The sequence below is a fragment of the Pedobacter suwonensis genome (assembly GCF_007833675.1).
Taxonomy (GTDB): domain Bacteria; phylum Bacteroidota; class Bacteroidia; order Sphingobacteriales; family Sphingobacteriaceae; genus Pedobacter; species Pedobacter suwonensis.
In genome coordinates, this window is the sequence record NZ_CP031708.1 from 3862821 (window position 1) to 3878008 (window position 15188).

10 protein-coding genes and 1 tRNA gene are annotated in these 15188 nt (G+C 39.8%); 7 read left to right on the forward strand and 4 right to left on the reverse strand.

Features of this window, described 5'->3' with window-relative positions:
- Nucleotide 1 precedes the first annotated feature (1 nt).
- On the reverse strand, nt 2-532 hold the full coding sequence (locus DV942_RS15980; RefSeq protein WP_145859123.1) for a hypothetical protein: 531 nt from the start codon (nt 530-532) through the stop codon (nt 2-4).
- A 697-nt stretch (nt 533-1229) separates the two neighbouring features.
- Here DV942_RS15980 and DV942_RS15985 point away from each other — a divergent pair.
- Nucleotides 1230-2711 (forward strand): phytoene desaturase family protein, encoded by a 1482-nt coding sequence (locus DV942_RS15985; RefSeq protein WP_145859126.1) that lies wholly within the window; start codon nt 1230-1232, stop codon nt 2709-2711.
- A gap of 373 nt (nt 2712-3084) precedes the next feature.
- Here the strand turns inward: DV942_RS15985 and DV942_RS15990 are convergent, their stop codons facing one another.
- Both DV942_RS15990 and DV942_RS15995 read right to left on the reverse strand, forming a co-directional pair.
- Nucleotides 3085-5049, reverse strand: a complete 1965-nt coding sequence (locus DV942_RS15990; RefSeq protein WP_244950719.1) for a BCCT family transporter — start codon at nt 5047-5049, stop codon at nt 3085-3087.
- 144 nt (nt 5050-5193) lie between these two features.
- On the reverse strand, nt 5194-6006 hold the full coding sequence (locus DV942_RS15995; RefSeq protein ID WP_145859131.1) for an ion transporter: 813 nt from the start codon (nt 6004-6006) through the stop codon (nt 5194-5196).
- Nucleotides 6007-6100: 94 nt separating this feature from the next.
- Between DV942_RS15995 and nhaA the strand changes: the two genes are divergently transcribed.
- The 3 genes from nhaA (at nt 6101) to DV942_RS16010 (ending at nt 9570) form a co-directional block, all read left to right on the forward strand.
- A complete protein-coding gene (gene nhaA, locus DV942_RS16000; RefSeq protein ID WP_244950720.1) occupies nt 6101-7435 on the forward strand; it encodes a Na+/H+ antiporter NhaA in 1335 nt (444 codons plus the stop codon).
- A 32-nt stretch (nt 7436-7467) separates the two neighbouring features.
- The gene (locus tag DV942_RS16005; protein ID WP_145859134.1) at nt 7468-8805 is read left to right on the forward strand and encodes a TIGR00341 family protein; all 1338 of its coding nucleotides are present in this window, start codon (nt 7468-7470) and stop codon (nt 8803-8805) included.
- Between the two features lie 183 nt (nt 8806-8988).
- Nucleotides 8989-9570, forward strand: a complete 582-nt coding sequence (locus DV942_RS16010; RefSeq protein WP_342354886.1) for a YdeI/OmpD-associated family protein — start codon at nt 8989-8991, stop codon at nt 9568-9570.
- A gap of 156 nt (nt 9571-9726) precedes the next feature.
- Here DV942_RS16010 and DV942_RS16015 read toward each other — a convergent pair whose 3' ends face one another.
- Nucleotides 9727-10227: a GNAT family N-acetyltransferase gene (locus DV942_RS16015; RefSeq protein WP_145859137.1), complete on the reverse strand. Its 501-nt coding sequence runs from the start codon at nt 10225-10227 to the stop codon at nt 9727-9729.
- 652 nt (nt 10228-10879) lie between these two features.
- Between DV942_RS16015 and DV942_RS16020 the strand changes: the two genes are divergently transcribed.
- The 3 genes from DV942_RS16020 (at nt 10880) to DV942_RS24170 (ending at nt 14813) form a co-directional block, all read left to right on the forward strand.
- Nucleotides 10880-14131 (forward strand): TonB-dependent receptor, encoded by a 3252-nt coding sequence (locus DV942_RS16020; protein ID WP_145859140.1) that lies wholly within the window; start codon nt 10880-10882, stop codon nt 14129-14131.
- A gap of 312 nt (nt 14132-14443) precedes the next feature.
- Nucleotides 14444-14517, forward strand: a tRNA-Asn gene (locus tag DV942_RS16025).
- A 122-nt stretch (nt 14518-14639) separates the two neighbouring features.
- Complete coding sequence (locus DV942_RS24170; protein WP_145859142.1) at nt 14640-14813, forward strand: GIY-YIG nuclease family protein; 174 nt, start codon at nt 14640-14642, stop codon at nt 14811-14813.
- Nucleotides 14814-15188 lie beyond the last annotated feature (375 nt).

The window sequence follows — 15188 nt, forward strand, 5'->3', positions numbered from 1 at the left end:
TCTAAAGGTATTTGGTTAAGATTTTAACTTCAGCGGCAGTACATTTTTTACTATCAATCATAAATTTAGATACGTTTTTAACCAGCTCCGCATCAGCAAGACCAAAATTTCCATTTTGGTAATGTTTAACAATCTCTTTTTTGTCTACCGCTAAATCTTTACTAAAACCAAGAAAGGATGGCGTATAAAATTCGATTGAAAAACGCATAAAACGGATTTCCATATTTTCTCCATCCATATCAATTGCTTTCTGCATGGTTTTTAGTGATCGGCCTACATATTTAATCTTGTTATATGGATTCCAGGAATGTTTAGCTTTGAGTGCTTCCAAAGTGCCTAAGTAACCGGTAACCAACGCGGTTTTATTGGGCAGTTTATTCAGCCTGTCAAACAGCGAATCAGTAAGTTTAGCATTTTCTACTGCTTTAACCATGTTGGCTTTCAATGTCGCAATTTCCTGTGTAGAGAGTTGTGCGTAAGTAGCGTTGCCTATGGCAAACAGCAAGAAAAATAAAATACGTAATTTAATCATGAGATGGTGGCAAATGTAACAAAAGCTTAGCGTATTTGTTTGCGCTGTTGTAATAAGCTAAGGAAAGGATTTTTAATAAAAATCCCGTCAATGTCATCCTGAGGGATAATTTATGATATAAAAATCAATATGATTGACGTTTTTTCCTTCGCACAATTCTTGCCTCGGCTCACCGCCGCCGAAGGGCTCTTACTTTTTGGCATCAAAAAGTAACAAAAAATGCCGGCTGAAAATTTTTCTTTCAAAGCCAGTGTTATGGCTAGAACAGTGCAGTCCGAAAAATTTATTAGGCCGGTTTTAAGTAGAACGGTGATACGGTGCTATGGCCTAGCTATACGGAAATGCATGATGCCGCATTCTGCTCATTAATAGGTAATTACAAAATAACGTCAATGGTAGCGCAGCGAAGGATCTTCAACTGATGAAATACTGAACTCCAGATCAATGGATTCAAAACTAACTGATTAAAATTTAATAAATAAAAAAAGATTCTTCATTGCATTCAGAATGACAGACCTCTTATCCATGGTGTCATCCTAGCGAAGCGAAGGATCTTTAAACAAGGAAACATTATGATCGAATTAAACTTCCATCAAGATTATTATCAAAGCTAAAGATTCTTCATTGCATTCAGAATGATAGACACAGAATGATAAAAAACCAAAACAAAACGCGATAAAATTCCTTTATTTACACCATGGAAAAAAGAACCTCGGTTACCATTATCGGTGCCGGTTTTGCAGGCATGGCTGCAGCAGCTTTATTGGGTAAAGATGGCTTTGATGTTACCGTAATTGAAAAAAACGAAATGGCGGGTGGTAGGGCCAGAACCTGGCAAAAAGACGGCTTCCTTTTTGATATGGGGCCTAGCTGGTACTGGATGCCCGATGTATTTGAAAATTATTACAACCTATTTGGCAAAACTACTTCCGATTTTTATACACTGAAAAGACTTAGTCCATCTTACCGTATCTATTTTGGTCAAAACGATATTATTGATGTTCCTGCCACATTAGACGATTTATATGCCTTATTTGAAAAACTTGAGCCGGGCAGCAGCAGCAACCTCAAATATTTTCTTGATCAGGCTAAATATAAATATGATGTAGGCATGAACGAATATGTTTTTAAGCCCTCACATAGCGTAATGGAATATTTTGATCCCAGGCTAGCCATCAGCGGAATTAAACTACAGCTTTTGGGAAATATGCGCAAGCATGTGCATAAACTGTTTAAAAATGAGCGACTGCAAAAACTTCTTGAATTTCCTGTATTATTTTTAGGTGCTACGCCACAAAATACTCCCGCATTATACAGTCTGATGAACTATGCTGATCTTGTTTTAGGTACCTGGTACCCAATGGGCGGCATGCATCAAATTGTAGCTGCCATGCAAAACATTGCGGAGGCACAGGGCGTTAAATTCATGTTCAATACAGAAGTAACCAAAATTGAGGTAAAAAACAATCTGGCAGAGCACGTAATCACAAATCAGGGAAATTTTAAAAGCGAATTTGTGGTCGGTAATGCAGATTATCACCATATCGACCAATATCTCTTTGATCAACCTTATCGTAATTACGACAAAAATTACTGGGATAAACGAACAATGGCGCCGTCTTGTCTTTTATTTTACATAGGTTTAAATAAAAAACTAACAAATGTATTACACCACAACTTATTCTTTGATGAGAATTTTGATGAACACGCCAAAGAAATCTACAGCGACCCACAATGGCCATCAAAGCCCCTGTTCTATGCCTGTTGCCCTTCTATTACTGATAAAAGCGTAGCACCGGAAGGTTGTGAAAATCTTTTCTTTTTAATTCCGCTTGCACCGGATCTGGAAGATAGCGAAAGCAAAAGAGAAGAATATTTCAATGTATTGATCGATCGCTTTAAAAAAATGACCGGAAACGATATAAGCGAAGGCATTTTATTTAAACGCAGTTATGCCATGAAAGATTTTGTAGAAGATTATCATGCCTTTAAAGGGAATGCATACGGATTAGCAAACACTTTGAAACAGACCGCTTTTCTAAAACCCAAAATGAAAAGTAAAGTAACAAATTTTTTATATACCGGCCAATTAACTGTTCCGGGGCCTGGGGTGCCGCCTGCCATCATTTCTGGACAAGTGGTCGCAAAAGAAATAAAAAAAAAGTTAAAAAAAGCTTGACAAATTTAAAATTTCCCTTATCTTTATAACCACAAAACAAAAACACTGCAATAATTCTGTAAAACACATAATTGTTTGAGGTTTGCATTTGTTTCGAAATAAGAGAGAAGGCGAATTGTTGAAAGAAAACATAAGAATCAACTAACCAAATATATGATAAGCAAAAAGGCCTGGATTTTCCGGGCCTTTTGCTTTTTAATGCGTTTTTACAAATGCGATCGTCTTGGATCGTGGATCAAATAAAAATTTTGGGGTTGGTTTCAATTTTGATCTCAGCGGTTTAGCATTTAAACCCGGAAACCGGGATACTTAAACGCTTGTTATCGCCAGTCTCCATTAATCAATAAGTAATATTTATATTTAATAAAGCTGTTTAGCTTATATCTTTGAGCGTGTTATCCAGAAACATTTCGTTCTTGACATCTGAAGACAGTTCGATAAATCTTTCGTATTGCTTTAAAACGTCCGCTATGATTTCTCTCTCACTAAAGTATTCGATATTGTAGCCGGGCCTGTTATCGCCAAAATAGGTGATTGGAACAAAAGTGCTGTTTTTTCTGATGCCTGGTAGGTTTATTTCATCAACCAGGAATTCAGATATTAATTTTGACTGACATTTAACGCCATACTTAAAATCTTCGATCACTTTATGTTTAATCGTAATCTCCGCTGCATAAGGATTTTGAGAAATCGTTACCGATGCGCCGATTTGTTTTTCCTGAAATGCTGCCGCCAGCTCTTCCAGCGCTGGTTTAACTTTACAAGCGATGAAATCGTTCACGGCATCCTTGTTCTTGTACGAGAGAATATGGTTGAGTCGTTCTTTCCAAAATTCTCCTGACCAGTTAGTTGCCGCTGGTGAGTAGCCTTTTTTATAATAAGAATAGTCTATCCGGAGGCCTATAATTAAACAATAACAGAACATGCACATGATTAATGAAAATGGTAATGCCGTAATCAGGGTCATGGTTTGAAGGGACTGGAGTCCACCGGCATTAAGCAATACCAGCGATAATAAGCCTAATAGGATGCCCCAGAAAACCAATTGCCACTTAGGCGAATTTTTAGCGTTATTAGATGCGATGTTATCCATCACAAATATTCCCGAATCAGCCGAGGTGATAAAGAAAATAAATATAATAAATATTGCGAGAAAGCTTGTGATGGAAGAGATTGGGAATTGTCCGAGAAATTCAAACAATAGTTTATCGGTATTGCCTGCTATACTGCTCAGAACACCATTCCTTGTGCGATCAAGCCAGGTTGCACTATTACCGAAGACTGTCATCCACAACAGATTGAAAAAAGTTGGTATGATCAGTACCGCCCCGATAAACTCACGTATTGTCCTTCCGCGGGATATCCTGGCGATAAAAAGCCCGACATATGGGGACCACGAGATCCACCAGGCCCAATAAAGAATTGTCCAATTAAAAAACCACGACTGTGTGTTCTCTTCATACGCATGCGTATTGAACGTAAGATTGAAAAACTGCGTTAAGTAGTTGCCAATCCCTTCAGAGAAAGAGCCGAGCAGGAAAACCGTTGGTCCGAGGATCAAGATAAAAATCATCAGGGTGATCGCGGCTACAATATTAAGCTGACTCAGGTATTTAACCCCTTTATTTACTCCCGAAGTGGCGGATAATACAGAGATGAGCATAATAACGAGTACAATTACAGCCTGGTACCAAAAACCTGTATCTTTCAAAATACCAACCTCAACCAGCCCCGCGTTAAGCTGTACTACGCCAAAGCCCAGGGTGGTGGTAATGCCGAAAAACGTGCTACAAAGGGCGAAAGTATCAATCGCATCACCTGCAGCGCCTTTGATCCTGTTTTTTAATACCGGATAAAAACAACTCCGCAGAGAAAGTGGCAATTTGAACCTGAAGGTAAAATATGCCAGGGACAATCCTACAATTCCATATACTGCCCAGGCATGAATTCCCCAATGGAAAAAGGTATATAATTGCGCATTTCTAGCGCGTTCTACCTGATGCAGGCCGGAAAAAGCCTTTTCTGTATAGTGCGACATGGGTTCTGCCACTCCGAAGTACATGAGTCCGATTCCCATTCCTGCAGCAAAAAGCATCGATATCCAGGAGAAAAAGGAATGTTCCGGTTTTTCGTCATCATCGCCCAAACGGATAGTACCATATTTACTGAAGGTGAGAACCAGCAGAAAAATTACAAATATGGTGACAGACCAAACATAAATCCAATTCAGGTTCACAAAGATCCAGTTTTTTATCACATTCAGTATGGCGCCGGTTTGTGTAGGAAAGAAGCTTGATACTACCGTTACCGTTATGATAAATATCAAACTGGGTATCATGATTCCAGCTTTGAAAGTAGAGTTTTTTAATGCTCGTTGAAGAATATTCATGTTCGGTTTTCGATATAAGACAAAGCAGGCCCTTTTTTGTTTGCCGATTGGAAGTAAGCACCATGACCAGAAGTAAGCTAACTAACCTTTCATTTACTTTTTCATTTGATGACCGCAATTGGAACAAAACCTGTCTTTTTCATTATGCAGTCCTGCGTAACAGTTCGGGCATTTGGTTTTTGCTGCCTCGGTCGCCTTTGACATCTCAACAGATACAATACCTGTCGGAACAGCTATTATGCCATAACCGATCACCATTAATATGCTGGCAAGGATTTGGCCAAGCGGGCTTTGAGGGGAGATATCGCCATAACCCACCGTTGTAATGGTTACGATTGCCCAATATATAGACATAGGAATGCTTGTAAAGCCACTTTTTTCTCCTTCTATAATATACATTAGTGTGCCGATTATAGTAACCAGAGTAATTACACTTGATAGGAACATAACGATTTTATAAAGGCTTGCCCTAAGTGCACTTTTAAGGATGTTGCCTTCATAAAGAAACCGTGTGAGCTTAAGGATCCTGAATACGCGTAGTAAGCGAAAAGCGCGAACAACGATCAGGTATTGGGTTCCGATAAAAAAAAGACTTAAATAGGTAGGCATAAAAGCAATAAGATCTACAATCCCATAAAAACTGAAAATGTATCGAAGCGGTTTGTGGCTGGCATAGATCCGGAGCAAATACTCAAACGTAAATAAAAAGGTAAATACCCATTCCAGTATATGGATTATATGATAATATTTTTCCCTTACCGAGCCTACACTTTCCAGAAATACAGAAAGAATGCTCAGCAGAATCAATATTAGCAACAATACATCAAAACTTTTTCCTGCTTTCGTATCGGAACGGAAGATGATGATATATAGTTTTTTCCGTAATTTGTCGTTCGCTCTGATCATTTTCGCGGTACCGGTTTTCTGCAAAATAGCATAATAACTTCACAATAGCAGACATGGGTTCTATTAAAAAGTTATATTTGGGATTTTGAAAGACATGGAAAAAACAACTATAGAAAAAATCATGGCTCCGGTGAGCCGCTTTATTCACTTGGAATACACCAGTGGAATAGTGCTGCTAATCAGTGTGGTTATTGCCATTGCCTGGGCTAATTCCTCTTTTCACGATTTCTATGAACATCTCTGGCATATCAATTTTTCTGTAGGGTTTGATAAGTTTTTACTCAGCCAGCCGCTTCATATTTGGATCAATGATGGTTTGATGGCCATATTTTTCTTTGTAATCGGTCTTGAGCTTAAGCGTGAATTCATGGAAGGAGAGCTTTCTTCGCTGCAAAAGGCTTCACTACCAATGACCGCAGCGCTAGGCGGAATGTTAGTTCCTGCAGCTATTTATTTTTTTATTAATCGCGGCACCAACGCATCGCATGGCTGGGGAATTCCTATGGCTACAGATATAGCTTTCGCACTTGCGCTGCTTTCTATGGCCAGCAGGCACATACCGGTCTCGGTAAAGGTTTTTCTGTCTGCCCTGGCGGTGGCCGATGACCTTGGCGCAGTATTGGTTATCGCATTTTTCTATACCAAAGAAATCAACTTTATGCCATTGGCAGTTGCTGGAGGATTTTTGGTATTGCTGATGATCGGAAACAAAGTGGGAATAAGAAGTGCTATGTTTTACCTTTTGCTCGGCATTTGTGTGTGGATCGGCTTTTTACTATCGGGTGTGCATGCTACAATTGCCGGGGTTTTGGTTGCCTTTACTATTCCGGCTGTTACCAGAATTGACGAACAAATTTATTCCAGTAACCTCAGAAAACTTTCATACGATTTCGAGGCCGACATACCTGAGCGGGGGAGCTTAATTACGCCCTTGCAAAACAAAACCATCCAAAAGGTAAAAACCCTCAGCATGGCAGCCGAAACTCCTTTACAAACAATTGAGCATGCACTACACCCATGGGTGGCCTTTGGGATTATGCCGCTGTTTGCACTGGCCAATGCCGGCATTGTCATCACAGCTGATTTTTTTGATTCAATCATAAATCCTGTATCCGTAGGTGTGGCTGGCGGATTGATTATCGGCAAGTTTACCGGGATTCTTTTATTTTGCTGGATTATGGTGAAGTTTCGCATATCAAAGCTTCCGGAGGGCGCCAACTGGAAACATATTGCCGGGGTTGCATTATTGGCTGGGATAGGTTTTACCATGTCGCTTTTTATCAGTGGACTGGCTTTCGATAATCCTCTATTTATTGATCAGGCCAAATATGGGATTCTGGTTGCCTCTATCGTGGCCGGGTTGTTGGGCACCATCGTACTCAAGCGCATTGGGAAATCAGAAGGCAGCGAACAGATAGAAGAGGGTTAAACAATAACCAAAGGAAAAAATTGGATACAGGTATGGGGAGAAAAAATGACGATGTACGGGGCGCTGTTAAAGCTTTTATTTCAAAGCGCTTCAATCTACAGATTGATAAGGCAGATGAAAGTGAAGTGGTGGATTCCATTTCCAGAAATTCGATATTTGTTGGCGGCCCGTTATGGACGCTTATCTTTGCAATCGTTATAGCCTCGGTTGGTCTTAACGTAAATTCAACAGCTGTAATTATCGGCGCAATGCTCATTTCGCCGTTAATGGGGCCGATTATGGGGATCGGGCTGGGCATTGGTACCAATGATTTTGAACTGGTTAAAAAAGGTGGCAGAAACCTGCTTATCGCCACATTTATCAGTATCGTAACTTCTTCTATATACTTTTACATTACGCCACTGCATGAAGCACAGAGCGAGCTTCTTGCCCGTACTACACCATCTATATGGGATGTATTCATCGCGTTTACGGGTGGACTAGCCGGAATTATTGCAGCTACCAGAAGGGAGAAAAGTAATGTTATTCCAGGCGTGGCCATTGCCACGGCTTTAATGCCGCCATTATGTACCGCAGGTTATGGATTGGCCATGGCTAACTGGCCTTTTTTCTTTGGCGCATTGTATCTGTTTTTCATCAACAGTCTTTTCATATGCATCTCCACGTATCTGATTGTACGTTTTTTAAAATTTGATAAAAAACATTTCGAAGATCCGGGTGTTGAAAAAAAAGTGTCCAGATATATTCTTTTCACTGTACTTATTACCATTATCCCCAGCATATACTTTGCTTATGATATTGTACAGAAAAGTATTTTTGAAAACAATGCACAGAAATTTATCCGTGAGCAGTTCGATTTCACCACAACCCAGGTCATCAACCGAAACCTGCGTTACTCGAAAGATGAAAAAGAGATCGATCTGCTTTTAATTGGCGCCCAATTAGATGATAACATTATAAATGCCATAAAGGCGAAACTTAAAGACTATAAGCTGGATGGAACAACTTTGAGGATAAGGCAGGGGCTTAATGCAAGGCAGGAGGTCGATTTTTCACAGATAAAGGCCAGTATTATGGAAGATGTGTTTAAAAAAGGAAACCAACAGGTCAATTCTAATAAAATCAATAAGCTTTCCCAGCCGCTACCTGATATTAGGTCAGAATTAATTGCCCTATTTCCTGAAATCAAAAGCTACTCGCTTTCCAATATTGTGATAAACAGGTTGGATACCCAAAGCAGGGATACGCTCACGCTTTTCAGTGCAGAAGTATCAAAAGTACCGCTTCAGGCAAACCAGGCCAGGATCCGTTACTGGTTGAAAGGCCGATTAAAGGTTGATACGGTTAGGACGGTTTACATTCCGGAATAGGTATTCAATGGCTTAAATAAAAAGGTTAATCATGGCTGGCTGGTTACTGATGCAGGAGGTTTACGCAGGTTTTTATTCCCGTTTCTGAAGCAGTTTCTTTCGTATTGTTGCTGCTGATCATGTTATAAACCTGCTCTACTTATTCAAGACCTGTACAAAGGAAAATTGTTCAAAGTACTATATATGATGAATCCTAAAGTTGATTTTTATTTTAATAAAGCAAGCAAGTGGCAGGAATCGTTAAACCTGTTAAGAACGCTTGCGCTTGATTGTGAGCTTACTGAGGAATTGAAATGGGGGCATCCCTGTTACACTTACAATGGAAACAATATTGTTTTAATTCATGATTTTAAAGAATATTGTGCCTTTTTGTTGTTTAAAGGTGTTTTATTAAAAGATCATGATCATATATTGATCCAGCAAACGGAGCATGTGCAATCAGCAAGGCAGATCCGTTTTGTCAGTGCATTGCAGATTGTAGAAATGAAAGCCATTTTAAAGGCATACATTTTGCAGGCCATTGAGGTTGAAAAAGCCGGATTGAAGGTTGAACTGAAAAAAACAACTGAATACATTGTCACCGCCGAATTTCAAAGTAAATTAGATCGCATCCCGGACTTGAAGGCTGCTTTCAAAGCTTTAACTCCAGGCCGTCAAAGAGCTTATTTACTACATTTTTCTGCACCTAAACAAGCAAAAACCCGTGAAACAAGGGTTGAGAAATGCATACCGCAGATTTTAAGCGGTAAAGGATTGAACGATTAGTTCAGGGCCATTGCCACCACGAGCGGTCTAGCGTTTAGGTTGGTGATTTCAGGTGTTTCCATCTGACAATATGGTCGTTTTTTGTGTTTGTTTACCTGTAGGATTTAATTTTAAAATTTGCATTTTATACTACATTATCCTTCTATAGGCTTTGGGTTACAGTATCTTTTGGTAACAAAAGAAACGCAATCCAGGACGCTTGGCTAAGCCGATTTCGCCACTAAAATGATAGCCAAGCTTAGGGAAAAGTGCCTGGGTGGCCAAGTTTTCGCTATTGGTATCTACCCGTAAGATAGAAATACCCGAATCTTTTGCTACCTGTTCGGCCTGGTTCATTAAAGCTTTGGCAATGCCTTTGCCCTGGCAATCCGGATCGACGGCCAAGCGGTGCGTAACAATGGCTTTTTCGGTAATGTCCCAGCCGGCATCGGCATATTCGGGATCCTGATCTGTGGTAATAGCCGAAACACCCACAATTTCTTTTTCCAGTTCAGCTACCCATAGCTGTCCAATGGCAATATCGCTGGAAAATACTTCAGGATTCGGATAATCATCTCCCCATTGGAAATTTCCGGCGGCACGCATTAAAGGCACAACTTTGCGAACCAGTTGCATAATAGATGGTATATCTTCTGTAACGGCTAATCTTATTATCATGAGTGCAAAGATAGGGAATGGGTTTCTTAGTTCAGTTGTCAATAGTTCATTGGCTGGCGTGAGGTCTGGCTGTAAAGTAGTTAATTGATAACTATCACTAAGTCTTAACCGCCCAAGACTAAGTCAATCAGTGGATGTTGCCAACTGAAACAGAATTAGGAAATGACTGTATTGTGATTCTGGGCAGCTTGCAGTCCTGCTTTGACTATAGTCCTCGCTATGCTCCGGGTTATTCCGGTAAATAAGGTTCAGAGACAGCAGTATGTGTTCCCGACAGCCTTTAAAGTGAACAGATGGTTTGGTCATTAGCCAAGGCTGAATGCTATCCAGTACACTAAAAATTGTTAACTGGTTAATTATTACTAAACCAACCACCCAGGTTCAACTTTTCAAATCGGTTAATAGACTCCGGACTTCCGACTGTGGACTTCGGACTCATGACCGCAATCTTCATTAAATCTTCATCTTCATCTCTGATATTTGAGCATATTGCTCTTCATCACATTCCGGCTTCAAAATGGCTGTTAAGGAATTGTATTCTTATTGTTTTTCTCTGATTTTCATATTGTTAAATTAAGGTTAAACTTAATTTAGTGTTAATATTTAATTAACATTAAGACTGTTGTTTTGTGCCAAAATAAAACAACAAAAAATGAAATCACGTATACTATCTCTGATCAGTATTCTTGTCCTCCTGTTCACTTTTGCTCAGGCACAGGTTACAACATCAAGTATTAATGGAAAGATTAAGGATAACAAAGGTATCATCCCTGGGGCAACCATTGTTATGGTACACGTTCCTACGGGAACAGTATCCAAAGGTTCTTCAAATGAATCTGGACTTTACCGCATCGGCAACTTAAATCCTGGTGGGCCATACAAAATCACCGTAACCTTTGTAGGTTATAGCCCGGTAGTAAAAGAAAATATTTATTTAACCCTTGGTTCAGATTTAAAACTTGACCTTGATCTTCAGGAGCAGGGCAATCAGTTGGCCGAGGTAAGTGTTAAAGGCCAAAAAGGCGGTACAAAATCTGGTGCGGGCACCAGTATTGGCGAAGGGCAGATTAAAACCCTGCCAACTATGAACCGCAGTTTACAGGATGTTACCCGCGTAACACCGCAGGGTAGTAAAGACAATACTTTTGGTGGTACCAATTTCAGGTATAACAACGTAACCATTGATGGTGCAATTAATAACGATGCAATTGGTTTTAGTCCTTCATTGGGTGGACAGAGCGGAAGTTCTGGTATGCCGGGAAGCAGTACACGTACCAACCCGGTATCGCTTGATGCGATCCAGGATGTTACCGTTCTACTTTCGCCCTACGATGTTAAAGTGGGTAACTTTTTAGGTGGTAGTATTAATGCCGTAACGCGTGGTGGTACCAATGAGGTAGTAGGATCAGTTTATGGTTATGGCCGTAATGCCTCGTTAATCGGTAGAAATAAGATCGGTGATAACAGCAAAGAGCCTTCAGCGTTTCACGATTATCAAACCGGTTTCCGTGTGGGTTTCCCGATTATAAAAGATAAATTATTCTTCTTTACCAATGAGGAGATTACCCGCCGCCAGGATCCGGTAATTTTAGGTGCCGGATCATCTGATATGAAATTGCTTACGGCAACGGATGCTCAACAGATTTCTGATTACATGAAAACCGCTTATGGTGTTGATGCAGGTTCGTTCGGCAATTACAATATCTATTCACAATCTAATAAATTCTTTAACCGTTTGGATTGGAATATCAGCGAAAGCACTCAATTAACCATCAGAAATAATACCATTATTTCTAAAGCGACAAACTTGGAAAGAGACCAGCTTAACTTCAGGTTTGGTGGCATCGATTTCAGGCAGAACAATAACCAGACTTCAACGGTTGCCGATCTGAAAACCCGCTTTGGTAATTCGGCTACCAATAACTTAATTGTTGGTTATTCTACGGTGCACGATTACCGCAATCCGCTTTCTAACCCGGCTTTACCACAGATCGAGATTGCTTCGAACGGAGGGACATTGTTTTTAGGTACAGATCGTGAGGCGAGTATCTTCAATATGAAACAGAATACTTTCGAGTTTACCGATAACTATACTTACAATTCTGGTATCCATACCTTTACCGTTGGCACGCACAACGAATTTTACAACATCAATTATGGTTTTGTAAACGCATGGAACGGTCGTGTGGCTTACAGCAGTATTGCCGATTTCCTGGCAAACAGGCCAAACAGGGTACGTGCAAGTTATAATTATGATGACAATACCCGTGATAACATCATTAATAACCCAACGGCTGAGTTTAATGTAAATATGTACAGTATTTATGGTCAGGACGAAATCCGTATAGGTGACCGTTTTAAATTAACACCGGGTTTACGTTTTGATATGGCAGATTTACCTACTATGCCATCTTTAAGTTCAAAAACCACCAATTCTCCTATTGATCCCAATTATGGTACAACATATACTTATACGCAGCCATCATCAATTACCGGAAAATTCTTAAACAAAATCCAGATTTCACCACGTATTGGCTTTAACTTCGATGTATTGGGTAACCAAAGCCTGGTGATGCGCGGCGGTACTGGTTTATTTACCAGTCGTGTGCCTTTTGCCTGGATCGGTTATGCCTATTATAATAATGGTGTAAACTATGGTGCTTTTGATAAATCTTACGTTTATTCAAATGCAGATCCGAGCAAAATCACTACACCGGCAGCAGGCTCAGATCCGGTCAGAGATGCTTTAACCGGTAATGGCGAGGCGGGTTATGTAACTAAACAAGGGGTAAATGTGAAAGACGCCAGTGGTGCTACACAGGTAGATTTGGTTGACAACAATTTTAAAATGCCTAAAGCCTGGAGAAGTAATCTGGCTTTCGATTATAAAACAGATGATCAATGGAAATTTACCTTAGAAGGTATTTTTAGCCAGGTAATTAAGGATGTGCAGTTCCAACAGATTAACTATGTAGATAATCCAAAATACATGGTTTATGATACCCAAAAGCAACAGCCTATTTATTCAGGTGCTAAAATCAACCCGTTGTATACCAATGCCTATTTATTATCGAATACCGATAAAGGATACAAATATAGCGTAACTGCACAGGTAAGTAAATCACTTCCTTTCGGTTTAGATATGATGGTTGCCTATACCTACGGAAGATCGAAAGATATTGCCAATGGAATCCGTAACTCAATGGAATCTAACTGGCAGTTAAACCAGGCGCTTAGCCCAAATAACCCGGGATTGGCTTATTCAAACTTTGATATCCGCAACAGGATCATTTCAACCATAAACTATAGATTGGACTGGGCTAAAAACGGCAAATATGTGTCTAACTTTTCATTATTCTTCAGCGGTCAGTCGGGTTCTCCATACTCATTGGGGTTAGTAAATACCAGGATCAACGGAACAGGACAAACAGTAAGTTTAATGTATGTACCTGCAGTGGGCGAAACACAGAAATTCTTTGCCAACACAGCCGACGGGATTGCACAGGCAGCTGCGTTTGATAACTATATCAACGGAGATAAATACTTAAGCAGTCGTCGTGGCGATTTTACAGAACGCAACGGTGCGCGTACCCCTTGGAACGTACAGGCTGACTTCCGTTTCGCTCAGGATCTACAAGTAGCCAAAGGAAAACACCCCCATGTACTTACATTAACCTATGATATTATTAACCTGACCAATTTGGTGAATAAAAACTGGGGAATTCAGTATTTCTCTCCTAATACTTATAACTCAATGGCCAGTATGGGTATTAAAGTTGCAACCGCAGGAACGCCAACTACTTATCCGGTTTATACTTTCGCACAAAAAGATGTAACTTCTTATTCAAAAGATTTCTTTGCCTCGCGTTACCAGATGCAATTGGGATTAAGATATAGTTTCTAATCTTTTTTAAATAAATGTTTATAACGGTCTGGCCTGAACAAGGTCAGGCCGTTTTTTTTGTTTAACTGAGTGAATATATAACCGAGCGGAATATTAATCACCATGGATTGTTGTTCTGATTTTTAATATACTGATAACCAGTGTTAAATAAGTAAAACGCTTCTTTGTTTTAAACAGAAGAGCTCTTTTGTAAATAATAATTGAATAATTTTTTGGATAAATAATTTAAAACCGCTAATATTGCACTCCCAAAACGAACGAGCAAATATTTACTGAAAAGTTAAAATCCTCTGTTTTTTTGGATAGCCGGATTCCTTCTTAGCTCAGCCGGTTAGAGCATCTGACTGTTAATCAGAGGGTCGCTGGTTCGAGCCCAGCAGAAGGAGCAAAACCCGCAACGAAAGTTGTGGGTTTTTTGTTTAAAGTCTATTTTGAATAAAAGATTATTTTGATCTTTTACAAGTAATGCTCATTCTAGGTAGCGCAACCTCATTTGTTTTTTGTACTTATGACATACTATCTGGATATTTTATATTCTAAAGTGGCTAACCTTTACTATGTTGGATACAGCAGTGATTATGTCCGCAGACTTGAGGAGCATAACAACTTAGCTGTTAGTACATTTACCCCAAAGCACAGGCTCTGGCATTTGAAAGCTGTGTTCTCTTGTGGGCATGTATAGGCTGAAGCAATGCGTCTGGAACGATTTATCAAAAGCCAGAAAAGCCGGAAGTTGATTGAGCGTATGGTTAAAGGAGAAATGCTGACTGGAATTTTGGCTCAGCTGGTTAGAGTCCCGCACGTGCGGGATTAATCAGAGGGTCGCTGGTTCGAGCTCAGTAATGATCAAGAAAATGGTTGGTGTCCAAATCTTTTCTTATCCCAGGCTAGCAGTGGCTTTAATATCTCTATTCAAACTTCTAATTACCCCAAAAACCTCATAGTATCACCCGAAGTACTGTCGGTAAAAAGAACCTTTCTTTTGAAGATATGTGATAAATTTTATCAAAACCATAGTAGCTATAAATTTATCGCCCAATTTCTATTTATCTGGGCT

Coding starts and splice junctions, on each gene's coding strand:
- DV942_RS16005 (WP_145859134.1), top strand. CDS start 7,468: ATGGGGAGAAAAAATGACGATGTACGGGGCGCTGTTAAAGCTTTTATT.
- DV942_RS16010 (WP_342354886.1), top strand. CDS start 8,989: ATGATGAATCCTAAAGTTGATTTTTATTTTAATAAAGCAAGCAAGTGG.
- DV942_RS24170 (WP_145859142.1), top strand. CDS start 14,640: ATGACATACTATCTGGATATTTTATATTCTAAAGTGGCTAACCTTTAC.
- DV942_RS15990 (WP_244950719.1), bottom strand. CDS start 5,049: ATGATACCCAGTTTGATATTTATCATAACGGTAACGGTAGTATCAAGC.
- DV942_RS16020 (WP_145859140.1), top strand. CDS start 10,880: ATGAAATCACGTATACTATCTCTGATCAGTATTCTTGTCCTCCTGTTC.
- nhaA (WP_244950720.1), top strand. CDS start 6,101: ATGGAAAAAACAACTATAGAAAAAATCATGGCTCCGGTGAGCCGCTTT.
- DV942_RS16015 (WP_145859137.1), bottom strand. CDS start 10,227: ATGATAATAAGATTAGCCGTTACAGAAGATATACCATCTATTATGCAA.
- DV942_RS15980 (WP_145859123.1), bottom strand. CDS start 532: ATGATTAAATTACGTATTTTATTTTTCTTGCTGTTTGCCATAGGCAAC.
- DV942_RS15995 (WP_145859131.1), bottom strand. CDS start 6,006: ATGATCAGAGCGAACGACAAATTACGGAAAAAACTATATATCATCATC.
- DV942_RS15985 (WP_145859126.1), top strand. CDS start 1,230: ATGGAAAAAAGAACCTCGGTTACCATTATCGGTGCCGGTTTTGCAGGC.